At 67.0% G+C, this 26,618-nt stretch carries 20 protein-coding genes, 1 tRNA gene and 1 pseudogene; 14 read left to right on the top strand and 8 right to left on the bottom strand.

Features of this window, described 5'->3' with window-relative positions; genetic code table 11:
• A pseudogene (locus tag RT567_RS03210) lies at positions 1 to 589 on the top strand (malate synthase G); the annotation flags it as partial.
• Between the two features lie 158 nt (positions 590 to 747).
• On the opposite strand, the gene RT567_RS03205 reads toward RT567_RS03210, so the two are convergent.
• Positions 748 to 2,091, bottom strand: a complete 1,344-nt coding sequence (locus RT567_RS03205; protein WP_313574238.1) for an MFS transporter — start codon at positions 2,089 to 2,091, stop codon at positions 748 to 750.
• Positions 2,092 to 2,278: 187 nt separating this feature from the next.
• Here RT567_RS03205 and cyoA point away from each other — a divergent pair, with 187 nt between their 5' ends.
• From cyoA to RT567_RS03170, 7 genes are read left to right on the top strand one after another with little or no spacing between them, the layout of a single operon-like run.
• Positions 2,279 to 3,493 carry a ubiquinol oxidase subunit II gene (gene cyoA, locus RT567_RS03200; RefSeq protein ID WP_313574236.1) on the top strand — a complete coding sequence of 405 codons (1,215 nt, stop codon included), beginning with the start codon at positions 2,279 to 2,281 and terminating at the stop codon, positions 3,491 to 3,493.
• A 14-nt stretch (positions 3,494 to 3,507) separates the two neighbouring features.
• Positions 3,508 to 5,520 (top strand): cytochrome o ubiquinol oxidase subunit I, encoded by a 2,013-nt coding sequence (cyoB, locus tag RT567_RS03195; RefSeq protein ID WP_313574234.1) that lies wholly within the window; start codon positions 3,508 to 3,510, stop codon positions 5,518 to 5,520.
• A 4-nt stretch (positions 5,521 to 5,524) separates the two neighbouring features.
• A complete protein-coding gene (cyoC, locus tag RT567_RS03190) occupies positions 5,525 to 6,169 on the top strand; it encodes a cytochrome o ubiquinol oxidase subunit III (protein WP_313574232.1) in 645 nt (214 codons plus the stop codon).
• Positions 6,166 to 6,552, top strand: a complete 387-nt coding sequence (cyoD, locus tag RT567_RS03185; protein ID WP_088410043.1) for a cytochrome o ubiquinol oxidase subunit IV — start codon at positions 6,166 to 6,168, stop codon at positions 6,550 to 6,552. Before cyoC ends, cyoD begins: the two co-directional genes overlap by 4 nt.
• A gap of 25 nt (positions 6,553 to 6,577) precedes the next feature.
• Positions 6,578 to 7,345 (top strand): SURF1 family protein, encoded by a 768-nt coding sequence (locus tag RT567_RS03180; RefSeq protein WP_313574230.1) that lies wholly within the window; start codon positions 6,578 to 6,580, stop codon positions 7,343 to 7,345.
• A complete protein-coding gene (locus RT567_RS03175) occupies positions 7,342 to 8,691 on the top strand; it encodes an ATP-binding protein (protein WP_313574228.1) in 1,350 nt (449 codons plus the stop codon). Before RT567_RS03180 ends, RT567_RS03175 begins: the two co-directional genes overlap by 4 nt.
• 23 nt (positions 8,692 to 8,714) lie before the next feature.
• Complete coding sequence (locus RT567_RS03170; protein WP_087141195.1) at positions 8,715 to 9,251, top strand: response regulator transcription factor; 537 nt, start codon at positions 8,715 to 8,717, stop codon at positions 9,249 to 9,251.
• Between the two features lie 9 nt (positions 9,252 to 9,260).
• Here RT567_RS03170 and RT567_RS03165 read toward each other — a convergent pair whose 3' ends face one another.
• Positions 9,261 to 10,475, bottom strand: a complete 1,215-nt coding sequence (locus RT567_RS03165; RefSeq protein ID WP_313574226.1) for a CaiB/BaiF CoA-transferase family protein — start codon at positions 10,473 to 10,475, stop codon at positions 9,261 to 9,263.
• An 85-nt stretch (positions 10,476 to 10,560) separates the two neighbouring features.
• Positions 10,561 to 10,636 (bottom strand) — tRNA-Lys (locus RT567_RS03160).
• 196 nt (positions 10,637 to 10,832) lie between these two features.
• Here RT567_RS03160 and RT567_RS03155 point away from each other — a divergent pair.
• Together RT567_RS03155 and RT567_RS03150 are read left to right on the top strand one after the other, a co-directional pair.
• Complete coding sequence (locus RT567_RS03155; protein WP_313574225.1) at positions 10,833 to 12,248, top strand: amino acid permease; 1,416 nt, start codon at positions 10,833 to 10,835, stop codon at positions 12,246 to 12,248.
• The gene (locus RT567_RS03150) at positions 12,248 to 12,601 is read left to right on the top strand and encodes an Hpt domain-containing protein (RefSeq protein WP_313574223.1); all 354 of its coding nucleotides are present in this window, start codon (positions 12,248 to 12,250) and stop codon (positions 12,599 to 12,601) included. The genes RT567_RS03155 and RT567_RS03150 overlap by 1 nt, the downstream gene beginning before the upstream one ends.
• A gap of 94 nt (positions 12,602 to 12,695) precedes the next feature.
• Here the strand turns inward: RT567_RS03150 and RT567_RS03145 are convergent, their stop codons facing one another.
• Together RT567_RS03145 and RT567_RS03140 are read right to left on the bottom strand one after the other, a co-directional pair.
• A complete protein-coding gene (locus RT567_RS03145; RefSeq protein WP_313574222.1) occupies positions 12,696 to 13,028 on the bottom strand; it encodes a chorismate mutase in 333 nt (110 codons plus the stop codon).
• A gap of 4 nt (positions 13,029 to 13,032) precedes the next feature.
• Entirely contained in the window at positions 13,033 to 13,848 is an 816-nt protein-coding gene (locus RT567_RS03140) for a ferredoxin--NADP reductase (protein WP_313574220.1), read from the bottom strand.
• A 106-nt stretch (positions 13,849 to 13,954) separates the two neighbouring features.
• Between RT567_RS03140 and RT567_RS03135 the strand changes: the two genes are divergently transcribed.
• Positions 13,955 to 16,237: a S9 family peptidase gene (locus RT567_RS03135; protein WP_409516134.1), complete on the top strand. Its 2,283-nt coding sequence runs from the start codon at positions 13,955 to 13,957 to the stop codon at positions 16,235 to 16,237.
• A gap of 51 nt (positions 16,238 to 16,288) precedes the next feature.
• Positions 16,289 to 16,702, top strand: a complete 414-nt coding sequence (locus tag RT567_RS03130) for a low affinity iron permease family protein (RefSeq protein ID WP_313574216.1) — start codon at positions 16,289 to 16,291, stop codon at positions 16,700 to 16,702.
• A gap of 135 nt (positions 16,703 to 16,837) precedes the next feature.
• On the opposite strand, the gene RT567_RS03125 is transcribed toward RT567_RS03130, so the two are convergent.
• Together RT567_RS03125 and RT567_RS03120 are read right to left on the bottom strand one after the other, a co-directional pair.
• Positions 16,838 to 18,289 carry an amidohydrolase gene (locus tag RT567_RS03125; protein ID WP_313574214.1) on the bottom strand — a complete coding sequence of 484 codons (1,452 nt, stop codon included), beginning with the start codon at positions 18,287 to 18,289 and terminating at the stop codon, positions 16,838 to 16,840.
• Positions 18,290 to 18,363: 74 nt separating this feature from the next.
• Positions 18,364 to 21,384: a TonB-dependent receptor domain-containing protein gene (locus RT567_RS03120; protein WP_313574212.1), complete on the bottom strand. Its 3,021-nt coding sequence runs from the start codon at positions 21,382 to 21,384 to the stop codon at positions 18,364 to 18,366.
• Positions 21,385 to 21,726: 342 nt separating this feature from the next.
• Between RT567_RS03120 and ggt the strand changes: the two genes are divergently transcribed.
• Both ggt and RT567_RS03110 read left to right on the top strand, forming a co-directional pair.
• Positions 21,727 to 23,469 (top strand): gamma-glutamyltransferase, encoded by a 1,743-nt coding sequence (gene ggt / locus RT567_RS03115; protein WP_313574211.1) that lies wholly within the window; start codon positions 21,727 to 21,729, stop codon positions 23,467 to 23,469.
• A gap of 49 nt (positions 23,470 to 23,518) precedes the next feature.
• Positions 23,519 to 25,975, top strand: coding sequence for a zinc-dependent metalloprotease (locus tag RT567_RS03110; protein ID WP_313574209.1), 2,457 nt, complete (start codon positions 23,519 to 23,521; stop codon positions 25,973 to 25,975).
• Between the two features lie 158 nt (positions 25,976 to 26,133).
• On the opposite strand, the gene RT567_RS03105 is transcribed toward RT567_RS03110, so the two are convergent.
• The coding region (locus RT567_RS03105; RefSeq protein ID WP_313574207.1) for a P1 family peptidase at positions 26,134 to 26,618 on the bottom strand (485 nt) is incomplete at its 5' end.

Raw genomic sequence — 26,618 nt, 5'->3', positions numbered from 1 at the left:
CAAGGCGGGCCACCCGCGCGCGGGTGCCTCGACGGCCTGGGTTCCGTCGCCGACGGCGGCGACCCTGCACGCCCTGCACTATCACGAGGTCGACGTCTGGGCGCGTCAGGCCGAGATCGCCAAGCGCGCGCCCACCAGCCTGACGCCACTGCTGACCCCGCCGTTCGCGACCGGAACGCCGAGCGCGGACGAGATCCGGCAGGAGCTGGATAACAATGCGCAGGGCATTCTGGGCTACGTCGTGCGCTGGGTGGATCAGGGCGTGGGCTGCTCCAAGGTGCCGGACATCCACGATGTGGGCCTGATGGAGGATCGGGCGACGCTGCGGATTTCCAGCCAGTATCTGGCCAACTGGCTGCGCCATGGCGTGACGACTGAGGATGAGGTCATGGAGGCCTTGAAGCGCATGGCCGTGGTGGTGGATCGCCAGAACGCGGGCGATACGGCTTATCGGTCTCTGGCGCCCGCCTATGACGGCGCGGCGTGGCAGGCGGCCTGCGACCTGGTGTTCAAGGGGCGAGAACAGCCCAACGGCTATACCGAACACCTGCTGACCCACTGGCGCCGCAAGGCCAAGGCGCAGGGCTGACCACACACCATCGCGCTCAAGCAGCGCGGCTCCGCGCGCCGAGCGCTAGCGCACAAAAAGCGTTCAAGTGGCGAGGCGCCGCGCGCCGAGCGATAGCGCAAACAAAAGGGGCGCGACCGGCTGGTCGCGCCCCTTGATCTTGGGCCTTAGAGAAAGCCCTACGCCTTGGCGCCCGCGCGGCCCTTGGCCAGTTCGCGGTTCAGCCACAGGGCCAGCAGGGTGCAGACGGCGCCCGACAGCAGATAGGCGCCGCCCGCCACCAGGCCGAACTTGCCCGACAGCGCCAGCGCCGCCAGCGGGGCGAAGCCGGCGCCGAACAGCCAGGCCAGATCCGACGTCAGGGCCGAGGCGGTATAGCGGTTGGTCAGGCTGAAGCTGGAGGCGATGGCGCCCGAGGCCTGGCCGAACGACAGTCCCAGCAGGATGAAGCCCAGGATCATATAGGTCAGCTCGCCTGCTGGCCCGCCGTCCAGAAGCTGGGGCGCGAAGCCCGAGAAGGCGGCGATGCCCGCAGCCGTGACGGCCAACAGGGCGCGGCGGCCGTAGCGGTCGGCCAGCCAGCCCGAGGCCAGGATGGCGAACAGGCCGAAGACGGCGCCGATCAGCTCGATCATCAGGAAGCGGCTGGGCGCCTCGTCGGTGTAGAGGAAGACCCACGACAGCGGGAACACCGTCACCATGTGGAACATGGCGAAGCTGGCCAGAGGGGCGAAGGCGCCGATGATGATGTCGCGGCCTTCCTCGCGCACGGCCTTGGTCACGGGCGTGGGATGCAGTTCCAGCGTCTCGAAGGCGGCCTGGAAGACGGGCGTCACCACGATGCGCAGGCGCGCGAACAGGGCCACCACGTTGATGGCGAAGGCCACGAAGAAGGGATAGCGCCAGCCCCAGTCCATGAAGTCGGCGGCCGACAGCTTGCTGAGGAAGTAGGCGAACAGCGCGCTGGCCACGATCAGGCCGAAGGGCGCGCCCAGTTGCGGCACCATGGCGTACCAGCCGCGACGCTTCTCGGGCGCGGCGACGGCCAGCAGGGAGGCCATGCCGTCCCAGGCCCCGCCCAGGGCCACGCCCTGGCCGATCCGCAGGGCGATCAGCATGGCGGCCGACCAGTGGCCGACCTGCGCATGGCCCGGCAGGAAGCCCAGGCAGACGGTCGACAGGCCCAGCAGGAACAGGGCGATGGTCAGCTTGGTCCCGCGCCCGAAGCGCCGGTCGACGGCGATGAACAGGGCCGTGCCGAACGGCCGGGCGATGAAGGCCACGGCGAAGACGGCGAAGGACAGCAATGTCCCGCCCAGCGGCCCCGCATAAGGGAAGACCAACTGCGGGAAGACCACGACCGAGGCGATGGCGTAGACGAAGAAGTCGAAGAATTCCGACGTCCGGCCGATGATGACGCCGATGGCGATTTCGCCCGCGTCGATTTTGCCGTCTCGCGCGTTGATCCGGCTGGCGTCCCGTTCAAGGGGCTCTGAAGAAGGCGCGCCGCTGGCTGCGTTCATGACCGATGAGGCTCCAGGAACCGGGGCGCACGCGCGCCCGCGACAATAGAATGACGAAACAGCTCCTTTGCTCCCGATGGATGCGAGGGGGGATAGGGCAGATTGTCCAGTGTCAAGGTTTGGAAGGCGCGGCTACGGGGCTTGCAAGATGACCGTGCCCTTGCCTCGAACCTCGACTGGAGCCGCCGTGCGCCGACTGCGCCCCCTGTTGCTGTTGCCCCTTCTGGCCCTGCTGCCCGGCTGCGAGGCCGTGGTCCTGGCGCCCGCCGGCGACATCGCCGCCCAACAGCGCGACCTGCTGGTCTGGTCGGTGGCGCTGATGCTGATCATCGTCATTCCGGTGATGGTGATGATCGTCTTCTTCGCCTGGAAATATCGGGAATCGAACCGGGAGGCCCGGTACGAGCCGGACTGGGACCACTCGACCCATCTGGAGCTGGTGATCTGGGCCGCGCCGCTGCTGATCATCATCTGCCTGGGCGCCATCACCTGGGCTGGGACGCACCTGCTGGACCCCTATCGCCCGCTGGACCGCATCGCCGAAGGCAAGGCCGTTCCCGAGGATCACCGTCCGCTGCAGGTCGAGGTGGTGGCGATGGACTGGAAATGGCTGTTCATCTACCCGGAATACGGCATCGCCACGGTGAACGAGCTGGCCGCGCCGGTTGATCGGCCGATCCGCTTCCACATCACTTCGACCGGGGTGATGAACTCCTTCTACATTCCCGCCCTGGCCGGTCAGATCTACGCCATGCCGGGCATGGAGACGAAGCTGCACGCCGTCATCAACCGCCCGGGCGAGTACGTCGGTTTCTCGGCCAACTATTCCGGCGACGGCTTCTCGAACATGCGTTTCGCCTTCCGCGGCATGGATCAGGCCGGGTTCGACCAGTGGGTTGCGGGCGTGCGCGCCGCCGGTCAGGGTCTGGATCGCGACACCTATCTGGAGCTGGAAAAGCCCAGCGAGAAGGTGCCGGTCCTGCACTACGCCTCGGTCGATGACCGCCTGTTCGACGCCGTGGTCAACATGTGCGTCGAGCCGGGCAAGATGTGCATGGGCGAGATGATGGACATCGACAAGAAGGGCGGACTGGGCCTGGCGGCGGTCAAGAACACCCTGCCGCTGGTCTATGACAAATACGCCCGTCGCGGCGACGCCGTCTTCGGCGCGGGCGAGTCCTATGTGATGACGTTGTGCACCCCGCTGGAGGCCGAGGCCGCCGCAGTCGAGGCCGCACGCCGTCGTCAGGCCTTCGGCGAAGACGTCGCCCGCGACACGCCGCTGAACCGCGTCATGGGGCAGGGGCTGGAGCGCCCCGGCCGATCCGAGCCCGGCGAGCGTCTCGCCTCCCTCTTCTCCGCGCCTTCCGCGGCGTCCGCGCCCGCCGCGTCGCAATCCTGAGCGCCTGAACGATCATGACTGTCGAACAAACCACATCGCCGCTTCTGGGTCGGTTGAACTGGGACTCGCTTCCGTTCCACGAGCCCATTCTGGTCGCCACCTTCGCCGTCGTCGTCATCGGCGGTCTGGGGGTGCTGGCCCTGCTCACCCGCTACAAGCTGTGGGGCTATCTCTGGACGGAGTGGTTCACGACCGTGGACCACAAGAAGATCGGGATCATGTACATGATCCTGGGTCTGATCATGTTCCTGCGCGGCTTCGCCGATGCGGTCATGATGCGTATCCAGCAGGCCATGGCCTTCGGCGGGTCAGAGGGCTACCTCAACGCCCACCACTATGATCAGATCTTCACCGCCCACGGCGTGATCATGATCTTCTTCGTGGCCATGCCCATGATCACCGGCCTGATGAACTATCTGGTGCCGTTGCAGATCGGGGCGCGGGACGTTTCCTTCCCCTTCCTGAACAACTTCAGCTTCTGGATGACGACGATGGGGGCCGTGCTGGTCATGGCCTCGCTGTTCATCGGCGAGTTCGCACGCACGGGCTGGCTGGCCTATCCGCCGCTGTCGGGCATCGGCTACAGCCCCGGCGTCGGGGTCGACTACTACATCTGGGCGCTGCAGGTCGCGGGGGTAGGGACCACCTTGTCCGGCATCAACCTGATCGCGACCATCGTGAAGATGCGCGCGCCGGGCATGGGCCTGATGAAGATGCCGGTCTTCACTTGGACCTCGCTGTGCGCCAACGTCCTGATCGTCGCCTCCTTCCCGATCCTGACGGCGACGCTGGTCCTGTTGTCGGCGGACCGGTACATCGGCACCAACTTCTTCACGAACGACTTCGGCGGCAATCCGATGATGTACGTGAACCTGATCTGGATCTGGGGCCACCCCGAGGTCTACATCCTGATTCTGCCGCTGTTCGGCGTGTTTTCCGAAGTCACCTCGACCTTCTCGGGCAAGAAGCTCTTCGGCTACACCTCCATGGTCTATGCGACGGTGGTCATCACCATCCTGTCCTACCTGGTGTGGCTGCACCACTTCTTCACCATGGGCTCGGGCGCATCCGTGAACTCCTTCTTCGGGATCACGACGATGATCATCTCGATCCCGACAGGGGCGAAGTTGTTCAACTGGCTGTTCACCATGTACCGCGGCCGCATCCGCTTTGAGCTGCCGATGATGTGGACGGTCGCCTTCATGCTGACCTTCGTGGTCGGCGGGATGACGGGCGTCATGCTGGCGGTGCCGCCTGCCGACTTCGTGCTGCACAACTCCCTGTTCCTGATCGCCCACTTCCACAACGTCATCATCGGCGGGGTGCTGTTCGGTCTGTTCGCCGCCATCAACTACTGGTGGCCCAAGGCCTTCGGCTTCAAGCTGGAGAAGAAGTGGGGGCTGGTCAGCTTCTGGTGCTGGGTGGTCGGCTTCTGGATGGCCTTCATGCCGCTGTACGTCCTGGGCTTCATGGGCGTGACGCGGCGGATGCGGGTCTTCGACGACCCGGCCTACCAGATCTGGTTCATCATCGCGGGCGTGGGCGTGGCGATCATCGCCGTCGGCATTCTGGCCATGCTGATCCAGTTCGCCGTCAGCATCATCAATCGCGACAAGCTGCGCGACGAGACGGGCGATCCCTGGCGCGGCCGCACCCTGGAGTGGGCCACCTCGTCGCCGCCGCCGGACTACAACTTCGCCAAGACGCCGATCATCCACGACGGTGACGCCTGGTGGGACATGAAGGCGCGCGGCTATGAGCGTCCGACGCAGGACTTCAAGCCGATCCACATGCCGTCCAACACGGGGGCCGGGTTCATCCTGTCGGCGCTGTCGCTGATCCTGGGCTTTGCGCTGATCTGGTACATCTGGTGGCTGGCGGCGGCGAGCTTCGTCGGCCTGATCGGCTACGCCATCTTCCACACCTTCAACTACAAGCGCGACTACTACATCCCGGCCGAGACGGTTCAGGCGACCGAGGACGCGCGCACCAAGGCCCTGGCGGCCGCAGCAGCGACGCAGGGGTGATCCGATGAGCCACGCACCTTCCCTCAACCCCGACTATGTCGACGACGCCGGGCGGCCGATCTTCCACCCGGTAGAGGAGCCGCACCACCCGGAAGGCCACAGCACCATGCTGGGCTTCTGGATGTATCTGATGAGCGACTGCCTCATCTTCGCGATCCTGTTCGCCGTCTACGCCGTGCTGGGCGGCAACTATGCGGCGGGCCCGGCGCCCAAGGATCTGTTCGACCTGCCGCTGGTGGCGGTGAACACTTCGATGCTGCTGTTCTCGTCGATCACCTACGGCTTCGCCATGCTGGCGATGTACCGTAACAAGGTGGCGCAGACGCAGGTCTGGCTGGCGGTCACGGGCCTGTTCGGCCTGTGCTTCCTGGGGATCGAGCTCTATGAGTTCGCCCACATGATCCACCTGGGCGCCACGCCCCAGCGCAGCGGCTTCCTGTCGGCCTTCTTCATCCTGGTGGGCACCCACGGCCTGCACGTCACCTTCGGCATCATCTGGCTGGTCACGCTGATGATCCAGGTGGGACAGAAGGGCCTGATCCAGGCCAACAAGCGCCGCCTCATGTGCCTGAGCCTGTTCTGGCACTTCCTGGACGTCATCTGGATCGGCGTCTTCACCTTCGTCTATCTGTTCGGGATGCTGCGATGAGCGCTGAAGCCCACAATGAGCACGCCGTGGACCATCACGACGATCACCACGGCGACGACCATGATCACGGCACCTACAAGGGCTATCTGATCGGCTTCGGCCTGTCGGTCGTGCTGACCGCCATTCCGTTCTGGCTGGTCATGGCCGGGGTGCTGGCGCCGCAGCTGACGGGTCTGATCATCACCGGCTTCGCCGTGGTGCAGATCGTGGTCCACATGATCTTCTTCCTGCACATGAACCATAAGTCCGAGGGCGGGTGGAACATGCTGGCGCTGATCTTCACCCTGGTGATCGTGGTCATCGCCGTCGCCGGGTCGGTCTGGGTCATGTATCACCTGAACACCAACATGATGCCCGTCCACGACATGCAGGGGATGGGCTGAGCCCTCTCGCACGCGGAGACGCCGCTTGACGTCATCTTCGGCCCCTGAACCCGCCGCCCGTCCGGCGTCACGCCGTCGAACGGTCGCGGGACTGGCGGCCTTCGCCGTGCTGATCGCGGGCTTTTCGGCGTTGGGCGTCTGGCAGGTGCAGCGCCTGGCGTGGAAGCAGAACCTGATCCGTCAGGTCGACACCCGCATCCATGCCGACCCCGTCCCGGCGCCGGGGCCTGCAGGCTTCGACGCCGTGACGCGCGAGGCGGACCAGTACCGCCGCGTCACGGCCAGCGGCCGGTTCCTGCATGACCGCGAGGCGCGGGTGAAGGCGGTGACGGACCTGGGGCCGGGCTTCTGGGTCGTCACGCCGCTGGAGGATGCATGGGGCTTCACCGTCCTGATCAACCGGGGCTTCGTCCCCGCCGAGCGAACGGCCCCTGAAACCCGCGCCGAAGGTCAGGTCGACGGCCCGGTCTCCGTCACCGGCCTGTTGCGGATCACCGAGCCCAAGGGCGGCTTCCTGCGCGACAATGACCCGGCGGGCGACCGCTGGTTCTCGCGCGACGTGGCGGCGATCGCGCAGGCCAAGCAGTTGAGCGGCCCTGTCGCGCCCTATTTCATCGACGCCGACGCGACGCCCAATCCCGGCGGCTGGCCGCGCGGCGGGCTGACGGTGGTGCGGTTCGCCAACAGCCATCTGGTCTACGCCCTGACCTGGTTCGGCCTGGCGCTGATGTCAGCGGGCGGCGCGGTGCTGTGGCTGCGCGAGGAGCGGCGCCGTAGGCTGGGGAGCCGATGATGCAGACCCAGACCCTGAGCCGCTTCGCCCGCACCCTGATGGGCATGGACGCCAACGCCGAGACGCCCGTGTCGCCGGGCGCGGCCGGGCGGCGCAACATGCTGCTGCTGATCCAGCTCCGCTGGCTGGCGGTGATCGGTCAGGTGGCGACCATCGTCATCGTCCATTGGGGCCTGGGCATCCACCTGCCGCTGGGGCCGCTGTTGCTGGCGCCCACGGCCCTGGCGGTGATGAACCTGGTCAGCGCGCCCGTCACCCTGCGGCGCAAGGTCGTGACCGACCCGGAGATCCTGCTGGCGCTGTGCGTCGACGTGGCGGCGCTGAGCTGGCTGCTCTACTTCAGCGGCGGGGCGACCAATCCGTTCGCGGCCCTGTATCTGATGCAGGTGGTGCTGGCGGCGGTGCTGCTGCGCCCGGCCTACGCCTGGGGCTTCGTGCTGGCGACCGGCGCCTGCCTGGCCTTCCTGGCGATCTGGCGGCAGCCGCTGGACCTGCCCGCCGGAGCCGATGCGCGGCTGGGTTTGATCCAGCAGGGCGCCTTGATCAACTTCATCCTGATCGCCGTGCTTCTGGTCGCCTTCGTCACCCGCACAAGCCAGAACGTGCGCGCCCGCGACGCCTATCTGGCCGAGGCCCGGCAGCAGGCGGCGGAACAGGACCATATCGTGCGCATGGGCTTGCTGGCCTCGGGCGCGGCGCATGAGCTGGGCACGCCCCTGGCCTCGCTCTCGGTGATTCTCAGCGACTGGCGGCGGATGCCCGCGCTGAACCACGACGAGGATCTGGTGCACGACATCGAGCAGATGCAGGCCGAGGTCGAACGCTGCAAATCCATCGTCACCAACATTCTGATGTCGGCGGGCGAGGCGCGGGGCGAAGCGCCGACCGTCACTACCCTGAAAGCCTTCCTGCAGGAAATCATCGCCGAATGGTCCGACAAGGCGGGCGAGGTCATGCGCGTGACCCTGGACGGCCCGACGCCTGGCAATCCGTCGATCATCGCCGATCCAGCGCTGAAACAGGTGTTCAGCGCGCTTTTGGACAACGCCCACGAGGCCGGCGCGCGGAACCTGGAGGTGCGGGCCGCTGCCGACGCGGGCGGGCTGTTCATCGCCTTCGAGGACGATGGTCCGGGCTTTTCCCCAGCCATTCTGGAGAAGTTGGGTCAGCCCTATCAGTCGACCAAGGCGCGGGCGGGCTCGGGTCTGGGCCTGTTTCTGCTGGTGAATGTGATACGCAAGCTGGGCGGGACGGTCGTGGCCGTGAACCGACCCAAGGGGAAGGGCGGCGTCACCGGCGCCATGGTGCGCCTGACCTTGCCGATCGACGCCCTGGCTCCGAAATAAGGGACCGGGAAAGAGGGAATGAGATGACCGACGAACCCCGCCAGCTTCTGATCGTCGAGGACGACGAATCCTTTTCCCGCACTCTGCGCCGGTCGTTCGAACGACGCGGCTATCAGGTCGTTTCGGCCCATAGCCACGACCAGATGGTCGAACTGTTGAAGACGCACCATCCTGACTACGCCGTGGTGGACCTGAAGCTGGGAACGGCGTCAGGCCTGACCTGCGTGCAGACGCTACACGCTTTCGACCCCGACCTAGTGATCGTGGTGCTGACCGGCTTCGCCAGCATCGCCACAGCGGTAGAGGCGATCAAGCTGGGTGCGCGGCATTATCTGGCCAAGCCCGCGGGCACGGACGCCATCGAGGCCGCCTTCGGCCGTGAGGCGGGCGATCCCGACGCCCCCCTGACGGCGCGCTCGACTTCGATCAAGACGCTGGAGTGGGAGCGCATCCACGAGGTGCTGGCCGAGACCGACTTCAATATCTCCGAAACCGCGCGTCGCCTGGGGATGCACCGCCGCACCTTGGCGCGGAAGCTGGAGAAGCGGCAGGTCAGCTGAACCGAGAGGTCACCCCTCCGTCTTCAACGCCCCCAACACCGCTTCGGTATCCTGCCCCAGTTTCGGCGGCGGGGCGTCATAGCGCACCGGCGTCTTCGACAGGCGGATGGGCGAGGCCACGGTGCGGACGGGGTCGGCCAGGTCGGACCGCGTTTGTTCGACGGTCAGGCCGCGATGGATCGCCTGGGGTTCTTCGAACACCTGGTCGATGGTGTTGACCGGGCCGCAGGGCACGCCCGCCGCCTCAAGCGCCTGCATCAGCTCCCGCATGGTGAAGCCTTCAGTCTTCGCGGCGATCAGCGGCCCCAACGCTTCGCGGTTGGCGACGCGCAGGGCGTTGGTGGCGAAGCGGTTCTCAGACTCCAGCCCCAGAGCGGCGCACAGGGCGCGGAACTGGCCGTCGTTGCCCACGGCGATGATCACCATGCCGTCCGAGCACGAGAAGGGCTGATAGGGAGCCAGGTTGGGGTGGGCGTTGCCCATCCGCGTCGGCGCCTTGCCCGAGACGAAGTAGTTGGTCGCCTGATTGGCCGACATGGCCGCCTGGACATCGAACAGGGCGATGTCGACGTGCTGGCCTTCGCCGCTCGCCCGTGCGTGCCACAGGGCCGCCAGGATGGCGTTGGAGGCGTACAGGCCGGTGAACAGGTCCACGACCGCCACCCCGACCTTCATCGGCTCGGCGCCCGGCGCGCCGTCCGGCTGGCCTGTGATGGACATCAGTCCGCCCATGGCCTGGATCATGTAGTCGTAGCCGGCGCGGTGCGCGTCCGGCCCGTCCTGGCCGAAGCCGGTGATGGAGCAATAGACCAGCTTCGGATTGACCGCCGCCAGCGAGGCGTAGTCGAGGCCGTACTTCTTCAGTCCGCCGGTCTTGAAGTTCTCGACCACCACGTCGCAGGTCGCGGCCAGACGGCGCACGGTCTCGGCGCCTTCAGGGCTGGCGATGTCCAGCTCGACCGACTTCTTGCCCCGGTTGGCGCACAGGAAATAGGCGGCGTCTCCCGGTTGGCCATCGGCCGTGGTGGTGAAGGGCGGCCCCCAGTGGCGGGTGTCGTCGCCGGCGCCCGGCCGCTCGATCTTGATCACCTCGGCGCCCAGATCGGCCAGCGTCTGCGTCGCCCAAGGTCCGGCCAGCACGCGCGACAGGTCCAGAACGCGCACGCCCGTCAACGGGCCGTGGGAGGAAGCGGGGGCGGCGGGAATCGAGACGGCGTCAGACATGCGCGTCTTCTAGCAGAAACCGGACGCGGCAGGACGGTTTCGCGCTGAAGCGACAACCATCCAACGATGCAAAGAAATGAGACGATGGTGGGTGATCACAGGTTCGAACTGTGGACCCGCTGATTAAGAGTCAGCTGCTCTACCAACTGAGCTAATCACCCGTACCGTCGTCTGCGCCCTTGGTGTGGCGCCGGTCCTTCGCGGCGGCGTTGATGGCCTCGGCGAAGGGCGCTCCTATTACTCAGGACCGGTGTCGGGTGCAAGCGTCAAATGCATCTTTTATCGCGATTGCATCGCGCGCTAAGGTCGCGCCTTGAATCAGCCGCCGGAAAGACGCGGCGAGGGGGAGTAAAGATTATGGCGTTCTGGAACCGTCGTCGCTCGATCGACGCGATGCTGGCCCCGCATTCGGGGCCGGGGCTCAAGAAAACCCTGGGTTGGCCGCACCTTATGGCCCTGGGCGTCGGCGCCATCGTCGGCACTGGCATCCTGACCCTGATCGGGGTCGGGGCGGGTCTGGCGGGCCCGGCGGTGCTGATCAGCTTCGCCCTGGCCGGTCTGGTGTGCGCCTGCGCCGCCCTGGCCTATGCCGAACTTTCGACGATCATGCCCGCCTCGGGCAGCGCCTATACCTACTCCTACGCCGCGCTGGGCGAGATTTTCGCCTGGGTCGTGGGTTGGAGCCTGATCCTGGAATATTCGCTGGTCGTGTCGACGGTGGCCGTCGGCTGGTCCGGCTACGCCGTGCCCTTCCTGGCGGGACTGGGCATCGACCTGCCGTTCGCCCTGACCGTGGGGCCGCATGTCGAGGGCGGGCTGATCAACCTGCCGGCTATCTTCATCATCGCCATCGTGACCGGCCTGCTGCTGCTGGGCACGAAGGAAAGCGCGACGCTGAACGCCATCCTGGTGTTCGTGAAGATCGCCGCCCTGGTGGTGTTCGTGGCCATCGCCATGCCGCACTTCGATACGGCCAACTTCACCCCCTTCATGCCGCACGGCTTCGGCGCGCCCTTCGTACAGACGGGGGTCATGGCGGCGGCGGCCATCATCTTCTTCGCCTTCTACGGCTTCGACGCCATCGCCACGGCGGCCGAGGAGACCAAGAAGCCTGAGCGCGACTTGGCCATCGGCATCGTCGGCTCGATGGTGGTCTGCACCGTTCTGTATATCGCCGTCGCCGCCGCGGCGATCGGCGCCGCCCCGGTCGCCAGCTTTGCTGACAGCCCCGAGCCGCTGGCGCACATCATGCGTGGTCTGGGCCAGGGCGTCGCCGCCCAGTGGATCGCCGCCGCCGCCGTGATCGCCCTGCCGACCGTGCTGCTGGCCTTCCTGTTCGGCCAGAGCCGCATCTTCCTGGGCATGTCGCGCGACGGCCTGCTGCCCAAACGTCTGGCCAAGATCTCCACACGCGGCGTTCCCGCCGTGGTGACGGTGTTCACCGCCGTCGTCGTGGCCTTCCTGGCCGGCATCATGCGCCTGGACGAGTTGGCCTCGCTGGCCAACGCCGGCACGTTGATGGCCTTCATGGCTGTGGGCGTCAGCCTGATCGTGCTGCGCGTGCGTGAACCGAACCGCGAGCGCAAGTTCAAGGCGCCGCTGTGGTGGCTGGTCGGCGGCGTCGCCATCGTCGGCTGCATCATCTTCTTCTTCAGCCTGAAGACCTCGACGCAGATCTACTTCCTGCTGTGGAACCTGTTCGGCCTGGCTCTTTATCTGCTGTGGTCGTCGCGTAACTCGCGCCTGGCCAAGGGCGAAGAGGCCGAGGCCTGATGGCCAGACGCGACCTGTCGGGGGCGGTGGATTTCACCGTCCTCGAAGCCATGACGGCGGGCATGGATGATGTGACGGAGGAGGTGCTGGGCCTGTTCGCCGAACAGGCCCGCATGTGGTCGGCCATGCTGGACGCCTCCAGCGAGGGCTGGCGCGACGCTGTTCACACCATTCGCGGCGCCGGGGCTGGCATCGGGGCCAAGGCTCTGGCCCAGGTCTGCGAAGAGGTCGAGTTCGGCGAACAGGCGGCTGCGCCTGCCGGGCTGGAGCGGGTTCGCACGGCGCTGGACGCGGCCCTGGCCGACGTGGCGGCCTATCGCCACGAACTGGCGCTGAAGAGCCTGAAGGGCTGAAGCGGACGCTTCTTCCTTGCGGGAGAAGTCGAACAGATCAAGGGCTGCCGGGCGAAAGCTCGGCAGCCCCTTTTTCATGCGGCGCGAATGGGTTTCAGGCCCGCGTCTTGTCCCAGGTTCCGAACTCGTGGGCGATGCAGCGGTCGATCAGCAGGCGCCAGACCGGCTCAGCGATGTCGGGCGACAGGCCGGCGGGCTCGGCGGCCTTCAGCACCTTGGCCACCACATCGTCGATGCGGGCCTGGTCGAAGACGGCGTCGCGGTTCGGCTTGATGCGAGCGGCGGCGTCCATGTAGCGCTGACGTTCGGCCAGCAGGGTGACGAGGGCGCGGTCCAGCGCATCCACGCCCTGACGCACGTCGAGCATGGTGGCGCAGTCTTCGGGCGCCTTGCGGTCGTCGATGGCGACGGTGCGGGGGACGGTCATCAGGTCAGCCGACAAAGGCGCGCTCCAGAACATAGTCGCCGGGCTCGGCGTTCGAGCCTTCTTTCAGGCCGTAGGATTCCAGCAGTTCGCCGGTCTCCTTGATCATCGCCATCGAGCCGCACAGCATGACGCGGTCGCTGTTGGGCGCGAAGCCGATGGGCAGTTGCAGGTCGGCGAAGACGTCGCCCGACTTGATGCGGTCGGTGATGCGGCCCGGCGTCTCGAAACGCTCGCGGGTCACGGTCGGATAATAGGTCAGCTGGGCCTTGGCCTCGTCGCCGATCAGCGGGTCGTCGTGGATCTCGTGGCTGAAGAAGTCGCGGTAGGCCAGGTCGGCGACGTTGCGCACCGTGTGGCAGACGATGACCTGCTTGAAGCGGGAATAGGTCTCGGGATCGCGCGCCACCGACAACCAGGGCGCCAGGCCGGTGCCGGTACCGATCAGCCACAGACGCTCGCCGCCGGTCAGGGCGTCCAGAACCAGGGTTCCGGTCGGCTTCTTGCCCATCAGGACGCTGTCGCCCGCGACGATCTTCTGCAGGCGCGAGGTCAGGGGGCCGTCCTCGACCTTGATAGAGAAGAACTCCAGCTCTTCAGCCCAGAAGGGCGAGGCGATGGAATAGGCGCGCAGCACGGGCTTGCCGCCGTCCTCGCCCGGCAGGCCGATCATCACGAACTCGCCCGAGCGGAAGCGGAAATCCTCGGGCCGCTTCACGCCGAAGCTGAACAACTGGTCGTTCCAGTGGCGGACCCACAGGACTTCCAACTCATGAAACGGACTGGCCTTGACGGGCGGCGCGGAGAGGGAGGCGTCAGACATGGCGACTACCTAGGCCGTCGCGGGCGGTTGCGAAAGTCTCGCGAGGGTCGCAGCGCGACAAGATTTGCGGATGACGACGGAAGATTCCGTCTCTAGCTTCACCGCCATGCGCACTTTTCTTCTCGCCTCGACGATCCTGATGGCTGCGACCTCGGCCTTCGCCCAATCCTCGCCGCAGCCAGCGGCTCCGCCCGCCGCCACGGCGCCCGCGTCTTCGATCCTGACGGCCGAGCGTGTGTTCGCCAATCCGTCCCTGGCCGGGCCGGTGGCCAAGGGCGTCAGCCTGTCGCCGGACGGCGAGCTGGTCGCCTTCCTTCGCTCGCGCGAGGACGACGTGGACGTGCTGGACCTGTGGGCCGCGCCGGTGAAGGGGGGCGAGCCGTTCAAGCTGATCGACGCCCGCGCCCTGGTCCCCGACGCGGGCGAACTGTCCGAGGCCGAGAAGGCGCGGCGCGAACGGATGCGGATTTCGCAACGCGGCGTGGTCGAATACTCGTGGGACGAGCAGGGCCGCTACATCCTGGCGCCGCTGGAAGGCGACGTCTTTCTGGCCAACCGCGCCGACGGCTCGGTGCGACGTCTGACCGAGACGGCGGCCGATGAGATCGACGCCAAGGTGTCGCCCAAGGGGGCCTTCGTCAGCTTCGTGCGCGATCAGAACCTGTACCTGGTCAATCTTGAGACGGGCGCCGAACAGGCGATCACCACGGACGGCAAGGATCTGATCACCTGGGCCACGGCCGAGTTCATCGCCCAGGAAGAGCTGGATCGCGACACCGGCTACTGGTGGAGCCCGAACGAACGCTACATCGCCCTGCAACGCACGGACGAGAGCACGGTCGACATTATTCCGCGCCTGGACATCACCGGCGGCGGGGCCTCGGTCATTTCGCAGCGCTATCCGCGCGCCGGACGGCCCAACGCCGTGGTCGAGCTGTATGTTCAGGACGTGCAGAGCGGCCAGCGGGTCAAGGTCGACCTGGGCGCCGACACGGACATCTATCTGGGCCGGGTGAACTGGGCGGCGGACGGCTCGATCGCCTATGTCCAGCGTCTGTCGCGCGATCAGAAGCGGCTGGACCTGCTCAGCGTCGATCCGGCCACGGGCGCCAGCCGGGTGATCGCCAGCCAGACCTCGAACGCCTGGGTCAACGTCACCCATGACTTCAAGGCGCTGAAAGACGGGAACTTCATCTGGTCCAGCGAGGAGAGCGGGTGGCGTCACCTGTATCTCTACAACAAGGACGGCCGTCAGCTGCGGGCCATCACGCGCGGCGACTATCCGGTCAAGGCGCTGGATGGCGTCAATCAGGCGACGGGTGAAGTCTTCTTCACCGCCTCCATGCGCGATGGCCGGGAATATCCGATCGAGCAGCAGTTGTTCCGCGCCAGCTACAAGCGGACGCTGAACCCCACCGAAGTCACCCCGCGCGGCGGCTGGTGGAGCGCCACGGTCAACGGCACGGGCACGGCCTATGTCGGCAACTACACCGATGTGAACACCCCGGCGCAGTCGGCGCTGTATTCGATCAACGGCCAGCGCGTGCGCTGGATCGAGGAGAACAAGCTCCAGCCCGGCCACCCCTTCTGGCCCTATGCCGAGCGTCAGCAGAAGCCGACCTTCGGAACCCTTCAGAGCCACGGCGAGACGCTGATGTGGCAGATGACCACGCCGCCAGGCTTTGATCCGTCGAAGACCTATCCGGTGGTGATGGAGGTCTATGGCGGCCCGTCGGGCGGCGGGGTGAAGAACGCCTGGCAACCGGCCAAGACCCAGTTGCTGACTGAGGCTGGCTATATCGTCTTCCGTCTGGACAATCGGGGCGAGGGCGACCGTTCGGCGGCCTTCAAACAGGCCCTCTATCTGAAGATGGGCCAGCCCGAGATCGAGGATCAGGTCATCGGCGCGGACTATCTGCGCTCGCTGCCCTATGTCGACGATGGCCGCATCGCCATGATGGGCTGGTCCTATGGCGGGTTCATGAGTCTAATGGCCCTGACCGAGCCGAAGATGGGGCTGGCGGCGGCTCTGGCGGGCGCCCCGCCGACGGAGTGGAGCCTGTACGACACCGCCTATACCGAGCGGTATATGTCGACGCCGCAGGGCAATGTGGCGGGGTATGCCGCCTCGGACGTGGTGAACCGGCTCGACAATCTGACGGGACGGTTGCTGCTGATGCACGGCATGGCCGACGACAACGTCATCTTCGAGAACACCACGCGGGTTCTGAACGCCCTTCAGGAAAAGAGCATCCCCTTCGAGACCATGCTCTATCCGGGCCAGCGCCACGGCATTCGCGGCAATGACCGCCAACTGCATCAGTGGCGGACCTATCTGGACTTCCTGGACCGCACCATCGGGACGCGGGCGCCGCAGAAGGCGGACTGAGGCGACCTCTGATCCGGCGGAACCCGGCCCTGCGGCCGCCGTTCCGCCGGAATGGAAAAGCTGTTCAATCATCTGGCGAATGCGACGGCCAAGCTGGCGGGGCGGCCTTGGACCTTCATCGTCTGCCTGGCGGTGGTGCTGATCTGGGCCGTGACCGGGCCGGTGTTCAGGTTCAACGAGACCTGGCAGCTGGTGATCAACACCGGCACGACCATCGTCACCTTCCTGATGGTGTTCCTGATCCAGAACACCCAGAACCGCGACGCTGCCGCCATGCACGCCAAGATGGACGAGCTGATCTATGCGGTGAAGAAGGCCGATGCGGGCTTCATCGGCATCGAGCACCTGACCGACAAGGAGCTGGCGGTCATCCTGCAGGAGGTCGAGCGGCGCGGCCGCGACATCCACGCCGGCCAGCCCGCGCGGGCGGTCAGGAGCCGCCCGGCGTCACGCGCGGAGGCCTGAACAGGGCGTCGAAAAAACAGAGTCCAATTCGTCTGAATCGTCTGAAATCCCTCCGCGCCGTCGGTGGAGCGCTCATAATGGCGGCTGCGCGACCCCTCCGCAGCAAGACGTGGAGGGATCGCGCAGGGAGCGGCCTTAGTCGCGGTAGTTCAGCGCCGGGGCGCGGTCGCCCAGCAGGGCGCGGTATTGGAAGTCCGGGCCGCGGCGGCGTTCGAACTCGGCCTTGGCGGCTTCGATCGTCTCGGGGCTCTGGAACAGTTCGGCGGTGGTCAGGGCCAGGGTCTTGGCCGCCAGATGGGCGCCCTTCAGGCCGATGCTCGTGCCCGCCGCCACCACGTTCTGCCACGAGTGACCGGCCGAACCCGGCACGAAGGTCGCTGTCGACAGGCCGACCGTCGGCGTGACCCACGACACGTCCGAGACGTCGGTCGAGCCGCCGAAGTCGCCGCCGATCACGGCGTCCTCGATTTGGCCGACGGAGGCCAGGTCCGGCTTGGTGGTCAGGGTCTTCTGGATTTCCGACGCCAGGGCGGTTTCCTCGGCCGTCCAGGTGATGCCGCCGACGTGGCGCAGGTTGCGGTCCATGACGTGCATCAGGGCCTCGTTCGGCAGCATGGAGTAGACGCCGCCGATGGCCTCGAACTCGACGCGGGTGCCGGTGCCCAGGGCCGCGCCGTCAGCCGCCAGCTTCACCCGGTCCAGCACCTCGCGGACGATCTCCGGGTTGTTGTGACGGACGTAGTAATAGGCCTCGGCGTAGGCCGGGACGACGTTGGGCGCCTTGCCGCCGTCGGTGATGGCGTAGTGGATGCGGGTGCGGTCGGGCACGTGTTCGCGCATCAGGTTGACCATGGCGTTCATGGCCTCGACGCCGTCCAGGGCTGAGCGGCCCTTGTCCGGCGCGGCGGCGGCGTGGGAGGCCGTGCCGTAGAAGCGGAACTTGCCCGAGACGTTGGCCATGGTGTCGCCCTGACGGGCCGAGTTCACATTGCCGGGGTGCCAGTGCAGCGACACGTCCACGTCGTCGAACAGGCCGTCGCGGACCATGTAGACCTTGCCCGAGCCGCCTTCTTCGGCGGGCGTGCCATAGAGGCGCAGCTCGCCCTTGATGTTGTTGGCGGCCATCCAGTCCTTCACGGCGATGGCGGCGTGGATCGAGGCGGCGCCGAACAGGTTGTGGCCGCAGCCGTGGCCCGCATGGCCGCCCGCCGATTCCTGGATCGGGCTGAGCGTCTGGGACAGGCCGGGCAGGGCGTCGTATTCGGCCAGGACGGCGATGACCGGGCCGTCGCCGTTCTTGAAGCTGGCCAGGAAGGCGGTCGGCTCATTGGCGATGCCGGGCGTGACGGTGAAGCCGGCGTCGCGCAACTGGCCCTGGAGCAGGGCGGCGCTCTGGGTCTCCTGATAGCCCAGCTCGGCGAACTTCCAGATTTCCAGCGCGGCGTGGTCGAGGGCGGCCTGATTGCGGTCGACGGTCGAGACGATCTGCTGCTGGGCCTGCGGCGACAGCTCGCCGGCCAGGGCGGGAGCGCCGATGCCGGCCAGGGCGGCGGCGACGGCGAGGGCGCGCATCGAAACGGGTTTCATGGTGAACTCCAGGGACAAAAGAAAAGGGGGCGGAAGGCGTGGCCGCCTGCCGCCCCGGACCGAGCCGAGATCGGTCAGAAGGTCTTGCGGATGCTGGCGTACCAGTAGCGGCCGTAAGGTTGATAGACGGTGCCGACGTAGCCGCCGCTGGACAGGGGCGGTTGTTCGTCGGTGATGTTGCGCACGCCCAGGCGGACCGCCGTGCCGGCCAGAAGGCCGCCGTCCTCGAACTGATACTCGCCGTACAGATTGCCCGTCAGGGTGGCGTCGACGATCCAGGGCTCGTTCGCCGCATTGGTGACGGAGTCGTCATAGAGCGACGAGATGTACTGGGTGAAGGCGCCGACGGTGATGTTCTGGTAGCGCCAGGTTCCCGACAGCGACCACTTCCATTCGGGGCGGCCGAAGTCGCGGAGCAGGTCGCCGGCGCTGCCCGAGAAGTTGATCGCGGGGTCGATGTCGCCGGCTTCCATCGCCGCCATCAGTTCCTGAACGCCGGGCGAAGGCTCCAGGTAGTATTTCAGGAAGTGCGAGACGTTCAGGTTCAGGTTGAAGTCGCCATAGCGGGTGCCGCGCAGGCTCCACATGGCGCCCAGGTCCAGGCCCTCGACGGTCTGGGGTTGCTGATTGGTGTAGGCGTCCTTGATGTAGAGGATCTCGCCCGCCGGCGTGAGGCCGGTGCCGGCGAACAGGCGGATGTCCTCCGGCGTCGGGGCGGCGCGCACCACGTTCGGGTTGGAGCCGCCGTTCTTGCGCAGAAGATAGTCCAGGGTGATGGCGTTCTGGCCGCGGAAGATGCCGACCATGCCGGTCTGTTCGACGCGCCACCAGTCGGCGGTGAAGGTGAAGTCGCCGTACTGGGCCGGAATGAAGCGCGGCTGCACCACCAGGCCGAAGGACAGGGTCTCGGACTCTTCGGGCTGCAGGTCCGGGTTGCCCGAGCGCTGCTCGGCGGTCAGGCGGGCGATCCGAGCCGTGCTGACGGCGTCCGCGTCCACGAAGCCGGAGGGCGGGGTGAAGCTGCCGCCGCACTGGTTCAGGTTGCTGAGCGCGCCGCGACGCAGCAAGGCCTCGCAATAGGCCCAGTCCGTGCTGGTGTTGGAGCGGGTGATGACCGTGGCGTTGATCTGCTCCAGGTTCGGGGCGCGGAAGCCCTGGGCCCAGGAGCCGCGAACGCGGAAGCCGTCGACGATGTCCCAGGCGGCTGCGAACTTGGGCTTGGCCACGTCGCCGAAGTCCGAATAGTTCTCGAAGCGGCCGGCGATCTGGACTTCCAGGTTGTGGACCAGGGGCACGCCCATCTCGGGCGAGACCAGCGGGGCGGCGAACTCGATATAGGCCGACAGCACGTCCCGCTCGCCGTAGGTGTCGGGGTTTTCGGACGAGTTGATCAGGTCGCTGTAGGTCGCGCCCGATTTGTCGGTGTAGCGGATCGTGCCGTCGATCCGGCTGTCGCGATCGTCCAGTTGGGTTTCGGTGCGCGCCTCGACGCCGGCGGCCATCCCGACCGGACCGCCAGGCAGGGTGAAGAGGTCGGGGCGCGAGATCTTGAAGTCCCACATGCCCAGTTCGGTCTTGGTCTTGCGGACCATGTCGACGCCGATGGCGTCCAGCGCCGCCCGGCTTGACGGGGTGGAGTCGCCATAGCGCGGGTGCGTCGGGTCGCCGCCGTTGAAGAAGTTGTAGGCGTCAGGCGTGGCCTTGGACGCCCACTCGAACAGCTTGGTGGTCGAGATGTTGGCGGACACGTCCTCGGCGGAGGCTTCCGACCAGACGAGCGCCGATTCCCAGTTCCAGCCGCGCCATTCGCCGCGCAGGCCGCCCAGGGCGCGGAACTGCTTGTTCGTCACCTCGACGCCGATCGGACCGAAGTCGTTGAAGCGATAGCCGCTGAGCAGCAGATCCTCGCCGGTCGGGTTGTAGAAATTCGTGCCGGGGATGGTCATGACCACGGACGACAGGGTGTTGATCGGCGCCTGCCGCGCCTTGGACTTGGCGTAGTAGCCGCCCAGTTCGCCGAAGAACTCGACGTTGTCGTTGATCTCGTAGCGGCCGGTCAGGAACAGGTTGAAGCGATCGACCTCGGGAATGACCGTCAGGTCTTCCTGGGCCGTGTCGGCGCGCAGGGCGGCGTCGACCGTGGTGCCGTTCTTGATGCACAGGCCGTCGCCCAACTGCCGGATGCAGCCGGACAGGGTGTTGGGCTGGATGGTGAAGGCCGACCGGTTCGCGCCGCCGATCGAGGTCGCGCCGTCGGCGACCCGGAAATAGCCCCAGGGCGTCAACGAAGAGACGCCGTTCAGCGTTGTGTCGTTCTCGAACCCCGTCCCGGCGAACAGGGAGCGGATGTCGACCGAGGCGGTATAGTCCTGATCCAGCGTCGAAAGCTCGTCGCGGTGGTCGTAGTTGAAGAACAGGGAGACGTTGCCGCGTCCGTCGGCGATGTCCTTGCCGCCGTAGAAGGAGAAGTTGCTCTCCCACATGTCGGTGCCTTCGGCGGCGCCGTACTGGGCCGAGACGGTCCAGTCGTTCATGTCGTCGCGCAGGACGGTGTTGACCACGCCCGCCACGGCGTCGGCGCCGTAGATTGCGGCCGCGCCGTCGCGCAGAACTTCAAGCCGCTTCAGGCCCGACACCGGGATGGCGTTGGTGTTGTAGGTCAGCACGGGCACCAGGTGTTCGTTCGCCTGGGATGTCGGGTGACCTACGACCCGCCGACCGTTCAGCAGCACCAGGGTGTTGCCGATGCCGAGGTTGCGAAGGTTGACCGAGCCGGTGTCGCCGCGCGCCGAGTTCGAAGAGGCGGGCAGATAGCCGGAGTTGAACGTCACATCGCCCATCTGGGGAATGGAGCGCAGCAGTTCGTCGCCTGAGGTGGCGGCGGTCGCCTGGATCAGTTCCTCGCCCACCACGGTGACGGGCAGGGCGGCGGTGACCTTGGCTCCGCGGATTTGGGAGCCGACGACGACGATGTCGTCGACCTGGGTTGCCTGGTCAGCGGGCGCCTGCTGCGCCTGGGCTGCGCCCGCGGCGAGCAGGGCGGTTGACGCCAGCATGGCGGCCTTCATGGCGCGACGTGAATGGACTGAGCGCATGGATCTGGCGTCCCCGTGTTTCTTCATCACTTCGGCATCCCCTCCGATTGAGCGTCATTCTGATTGTGAGCGGCCGTCGCAGACGGTGCGGATACGGCTTTTGGCGCGGCGAATGACGAGCCGCATTTGTGACTAAAAGGCGCCACAGTTAATGACGTCAACCTCTTAGGGATAAATATTGCTGCTATCCGAAATTATGAGCGCAATAATCACTAAAATCTGCCCTTGAAGTCATCTTTTTAGCAATGCTATCGCTTTTTCTTGCGATCTGAAGCTGATCGCCGGGGGCTGGTCGTCTGTTGTTTTCAGCGGACGCGCGGCGGATTGTGACGGGGGCTGTCAATGCACATCCACAAACCTAAAAGTCTTGTCGCCCTGGCGGCGGTCTTGCTGTTGGTCGGCGGGCCGGTCCTGGCGAAGCAGGCGGCCCAGGTCCGGCCCGCCACGGGCAGCGGCGGCGACATCGTCAACTACGGCCAGATCCACAGCCCCGTGGTGGGCCGCGGCGGCATGGTGGTCAGCCAGAGCGACTTGGCCACTCGTGTCGGCGTCGAGATCCTGCGTCAGGGCGGCAATGCGGTGGACTCGGCCGTCGCGGTCGCTTTCGCCGAGGCGGTGACCCTGCCGCGCGCGGGCAATATCGGCGGCAGCGGCTATATGGTCCTGCACATGGCGGCCACGGCCGAGCGCCCGGCCCAGACCGTCGCCATCAACTATTACGGCACGGCGCCGGCGGCGACGACGCCGGACCTGCTGCTGGACGACAGCGGCCGGTTTGACCGCTCCAAGCCGTCGGGCTTCATCAACGTCTCGGTGCCGGGCACGGTCATGGGCATGTGGGAGGCGCACGCGCGCTTCGGCTCCATGCCCTGGGCCGATCTGGTCGCGCCTGCGGTCAAGCTGGCCGAGGAAGGCTATGTCCTGTCGGACGGCGAGGCCGACGCCACGGCGGGCCGGGCGCGGGTGCTGGCGACCGATCCGGGCGCGCGCGAAGCCTATCTGAAGGCTGACGGAACCCCGTATCGCGTAGGGGAGGTCTTCCGCCAGCCGCTGCTGGCCGAGAGCCTGCGCAAGGTGGCGCGCGGCGGGGCGGATGAGTTCTACAAGGGCGAGCTGGCGCATCAGATCGTGGCGGGCGTCCAGGCGGGCGGCGGCGTCATCACCATGGCCGACATGGCCGCCTATCGCGCCGATGTGTCCGAGCCGATCTGGGGCAGCTACCGCGACCATCGCATCGCCTATATGCCGCCGACGGCCTCGGGCGTCAGCGTCGCCCAGGCGCTGAATCTGCTGGAGCATTTCGACCTGCGGTCGATGGGCTGGGGCAGCGTCGACAGCCTGCACCTGATCTCCGAGGCGATGAAGATCACATCATCGGACCGTCGCCTGATCGGCGGAGCGCCGCAGTGGGACACCCCGGCCCACGGCCTGGCCAGCAAGGAATTCGCCGCCGAGCGGGTCCGGCTGATCTCGTCGGACAAGACGCTGAAGGCGGCCGACATCCCGGAGGGCAACCCCTATCCTTATGAGAGCAAGGACACGACCCACTATTCGGTCGCGGACGCCTTCGGCAATGCGGTGTCGAACACCTACACCCTGTCCAACTCCTACGGCGCGCACGTCGCCCCGGTGGGGACGGGTATCCTGTTGAACAACCATATGGACAACTTCTATTGGGGGTCGCAGGGACAGCCGAACTCGCCCGCGCCGGGCAAGCGCCTGGGTTCCACCATCACGCCGATGATCGTGTTCGAGGACGACAAGCCCTGGCTGGTCACGGGCACGCCGGGCGGCGGCTACATCATCGCCACCATGGTGCAGCTGATCTCCAACGTCATCGACCACCGGCTGAACGTCGCCGAGGCGGCCATGCGCCCGCGCCTGAACCAGGGCGCCGGGGACAGCCCGCTGGAGCTGGAGGGCGGCTTCTCGCCCGACGTGGAGCGTCTGTTGCGCGAGCGCGGCCATACGGTGCGTCCGTCCATGACAATGGGCAGCACCCAGTCCATCATGGTCGAGGGAGATCGATTCCTGGGCGCTGCCGACACCCGTCGGCCGGACGCCCTGGCGTTGGGCGTTCGCTGACTTAACAGACGGCCGCTGAAAACTATCGGGGCTCGGAGGGGGAATGCCGATGATGCGTAAGGTTCTGCTGGCGGGCGTCGCCGGCCTGGTTTTGGCCGCCGGCGCGGCGCCTGTGGTTCATGCTCAGGCGGGAAGCTCCGCGAGCCGCCCCGCCGCCTCTGCGGCGTGGCAGGACGGTCTGTTCGACGTTCGGCTGGATCGTGAGAAGGGCCGCGTCCTGGCGCGCCTGTCGGCCCCCGACGCCGAGGGGGTGATCGGTCGCTATCTGTATCAGCCCGGCCTTTCGGCGGGGCTGGGGCTGGACGGCGCCGGGCTGGACCGCTCGGGACTGGGCCAAACGCAGATCGTCGCCTTCCACAAGGTCGGGAACCGCGTCTTCGCCCGGTTCGAGAACACCCGTTTCCGCGCCGTGGACGCCGACGCCGATCAGGTGAATGCGGTCGCCGCCTCCTTCGCTCCCTCCGTCGTCTGGTCGGGTGAGGCGATCGAGACGCACGCCGACGGCTCCGTCACCGTGGACCTGTCCGGTTTTATCGAGCGCGATGCGGTCAATGTCGCCGGTCGGCTGAAGCGGGCCAAGTTGGGCGCCTTCAAGCCCGCGCCCTCGCTGGGTTATGTCGATCTGGACCAGACGCTGGTCTTCCCCGACAACATCGAGCTGCAGACGGTCCAGACCTTCACCAGCGATGAGCCGGGCGGCGACCTGTCGCGCGTCTCGCCGGATGCGCGCTCCATCACCCTGGCTATCCGCCATTCCTTTATCCGCCTGCCGGACGAGGCGTTCCGGCCCGTACCGTTTGATCCGCGCTCGGGCGTGTCCGCCCAGGTGCTGTCGGTTGACTTCGCCGCCGATCTGGATACGCCGGTGGTCAGCCGTCTGGCCCGCCGCTTCCGGCTGGAGAAGACTGATCCTTCGGCCGCCCGTTCGCCGGTGAAGAAGCCGATCATCTTCTACGTCGACCGCGCCGCGCCGCCCGCCATCCGCGAGGCCCTGATCGAGGGCGGCGCCTGGTGGGCGCAGGCCTTTGAACAGGCGGGCTATCTCGGCGCCTTCCGCGTCGAATTGCTGCCCGAGGGCGCCCATCCGATGGACGCCCGCTACAACATCATCTCCTGGGTCCACCGCGAGACGCGCGGCTGGTCGACCGGCACCAGCGTCAACGACCCCCGCACCGGCGAGATCGTACGCGGCGTGGTGCAACTGGGCTCGCTGCGAGACCGTCAGGACAAGATGATCATCGAGGGGCTGGTCGGCGCCGCCCGCGCCGGAACAGGGGCCGAGGACGACCCGGACCGTCTGGCCTATCATCGCCTGCGCCACCTGTCGGCGCACGAGATCGGCCACGCCCTGGGCATCGCGCACAACTTCGCCGCCTCGACCTATGAGGGGCGCGCCTCGGTGATGGATTATCCGGCCCCGTGGGTCTTCGCCGATGGCGACCGGCTGGACTTCAGCCAGGCCTATACGACCGGCGTCGGCGCATGGGACCGCCATGTTGTCGACTGGCTGTACGGCGACGTGCCGGGGCAGGATCCGCAGGCGCGCCGCATGGCGCTGGCGGGGCAGGCGCAGGCCAAGGGCTATCGTTATGTGTCGGACGGCGACACCCGGCCTCTGGGCAGTCTTCAGGCCTATGGCGCCATGTGGGACAATGGCGAGGATCCGACGGGGGAGTTCGCCAATACGCTGGCCGTGCGCCGCATCGCCCTGTCGCGCTTCGGGCTGGACAATCTGCCGGACGGAGCGGCGGCGGCTGATCTGCGCCGCGTGATCGTGCCCATCTATCTGTATCACCGCTATCAGACGACGGCGGTGGGGCGTCTGGTCGGCGGCGTCGACTATGCCTATGCCGTCAAGGGCGACGGACATGAGCGCGCTGAGGTCATTCCCGCCGATCGTCAGCGCGGCGCGCTGGAGGCCCTGATGCAGGCCCTGTCGCCCGAAGTGCTGGACATGCCCGACCGGGTCATCGACCTGCTGTCTTCGGTGCAGTCGGGCACGCCGGATCGGCAGATGCAGATCGAAGTGTTCGAGAGCAAAACGGACGCCGTGTTCGACCCGTCCTCGGCGGCGGCCTCGGCGACCGAGGTGGTGTTCGAGACTCTGCTGGCGCCGGAGCGGCTGAACCGTCTGGTCGAGCAGGAGCGGCGTGATCCGGGGCAACTGGGTCTGGTCGAGACGCTGGACCGGGTGGCGATCGCTGTCGGTCCGGGCGCGGCGCTGAACCCGCGTCAGGCCGAGCTGCGCCGCGTGGCCCGCGCCCGTTATGCGGCCCATCTGGCCGCGCTGGTTCAGGGCAAGGATCTGTCCTCGACGGCGCAGGGCGCGATGCGCGACAGCGCGCGGCGGTTCGGCGAGCAGTTGAAACGCTGCCGCGGCGACCGGCTGGAAACGGCGCAGTGCGCCTATCTGGCGGAGGCTCTGACCGGGCCGGTCGAGGGACTGAAGGCGTTGAGCGAGACCTTGCCGGTGGCGCAGGCGGTGCCGCCGGGCGCGCCGATCTAAAGGCCCTTCTCCCCCGCTGGGGGAGAAGGTGTCAGGCGAAGTATGACGGATGAGGGGGCTGTGTCCGCAAAGGCGGGCGTAGAGAGCGTTGAGGCGTCCCCCTCATCCGAGCGCCTCCGGCGCCCACCTTCTCCCCCGTTGGGGAGAAGGGCGCAGGGTTACAGCTCCCGCCAGGTCTTGCCGGTGACGCCCTCATAGTTGGTCGCGTGATAGACGCCGCGCGCCACCGCGCGGGCCAGCACATCGGCGGCGACATTGCCGAGCTGAGCGACCGCGACCTGACGCAGGGCCGGGTTGTCGATGATCTTCTTGCCGGTCGACAGGCTGAACAGGGTGTCGCCGTCGAAGGGCGCATGGGCCGGGCGGTCCTGCGCCATGATGGCCACGCGCTGAAGCTCCACGCGGGTCAGGGCTACGTCGGTGGCGATGCAGGCGATGGTGGTGTTCTCGCGCGGTTGGGGCCGGAACTTGGATGCGCCCCAGTCTTCGGCCGAGGCGTGCAGGCCCGATGAGCCCAGGCCGCCGAACTCGTCGCCGATCTCATAGGGGGCGGCCCAGAAGCTCTTGCCGCCCGGCGCGATGACCGAGCCGACGCTGTTGACCGCGACGATGGCGCCGACCGTCCAGCCCGAGGCCATGACCG

It is taken from the genome of Brevundimonas sp., from assembly GCF_032107865.1.
GTDB lineage: Bacteria > Pseudomonadota > Alphaproteobacteria > Caulobacterales > Caulobacteraceae > Brevundimonas.
This window is presented reverse-complemented; position numbering and strand designations above follow the sequence as displayed.

Bases quoted from the DNA above. Each gene is read 5' to 3' on its own strand.
- RT567_RS03205 (WP_313574238.1), bottom strand. From the start codon at position 2,091: ATGAACGCAGCCAGCGGCGCGCCTTCTTCAGAGCCCCTTGAACGGGAC.
- cyoB (WP_313574234.1), top strand. From the start codon at position 3,508: ATGACTGTCGAACAAACCACATCGCCGCTTCTGGGTCGGTTGAACTGG.
- cyoC (WP_313574232.1), top strand. From the start codon at position 5,525: ATGAGCCACGCACCTTCCCTCAACCCCGACTATGTCGACGACGCCGGG.
- cyoD (WP_088410043.1), top strand. From the start codon at position 6,166: ATGAGCGCTGAAGCCCACAATGAGCACGCCGTGGACCATCACGACGAT.
- RT567_RS03175 (WP_313574228.1), top strand. From the start codon at position 7,342: ATGATGCAGACCCAGACCCTGAGCCGCTTCGCCCGCACCCTGATGGGC.
- RT567_RS03170 (WP_087141195.1), top strand. From the start codon at position 8,715: ATGACCGACGAACCCCGCCAGCTTCTGATCGTCGAGGACGACGAATCC.
- RT567_RS03165 (WP_313574226.1), bottom strand. From the start codon at position 10,475: ATGTCTGACGCCGTCTCGATTCCCGCCGCCCCCGCTTCCTCCCACGGC.
- RT567_RS03155 (WP_313574225.1), top strand. From the start codon at position 10,833: ATGGCGTTCTGGAACCGTCGTCGCTCGATCGACGCGATGCTGGCCCCG.
- RT567_RS03150 (WP_313574223.1), top strand. From the start codon at position 12,248: ATGGCCAGACGCGACCTGTCGGGGGCGGTGGATTTCACCGTCCTCGAA.
- RT567_RS03145 (WP_313574222.1), bottom strand. From the start codon at position 13,028: ATGACCGTCCCCCGCACCGTCGCCATCGACGACCGCAAGGCGCCCGAA.
- RT567_RS03140 (WP_313574220.1), bottom strand. From the start codon at position 13,848: ATGTCTGACGCCTCCCTCTCCGCGCCGCCCGTCAAGGCCAGTCCGTTT.
- RT567_RS03135 (WP_409516134.1), top strand. From the start codon at position 13,955: ATGCGCACTTTTCTTCTCGCCTCGACGATCCTGATGGCTGCGACCTCG.
- RT567_RS03130 (WP_313574216.1), top strand. From the start codon at position 16,289: ATGGAAAAGCTGTTCAATCATCTGGCGAATGCGACGGCCAAGCTGGCG.
- RT567_RS03125 (WP_313574214.1), bottom strand. From the start codon at position 18,289: ATGAAACCCGTTTCGATGCGCGCCCTCGCCGTCGCCGCCGCCCTGGCC.
- RT567_RS03120 (WP_313574212.1), bottom strand. From the start codon at position 21,384: ATGCGCTCAGTCCATTCACGTCGCGCCATGAAGGCCGCCATGCTGGCG.
- ggt (WP_313574211.1), top strand. From the start codon at position 21,727: ATGCACATCCACAAACCTAAAAGTCTTGTCGCCCTGGCGGCGGTCTTG.
- RT567_RS03110 (WP_313574209.1), top strand. From the start codon at position 23,519: ATGATGCGTAAGGTTCTGCTGGCGGGCGTCGCCGGCCTGGTTTTGGCC.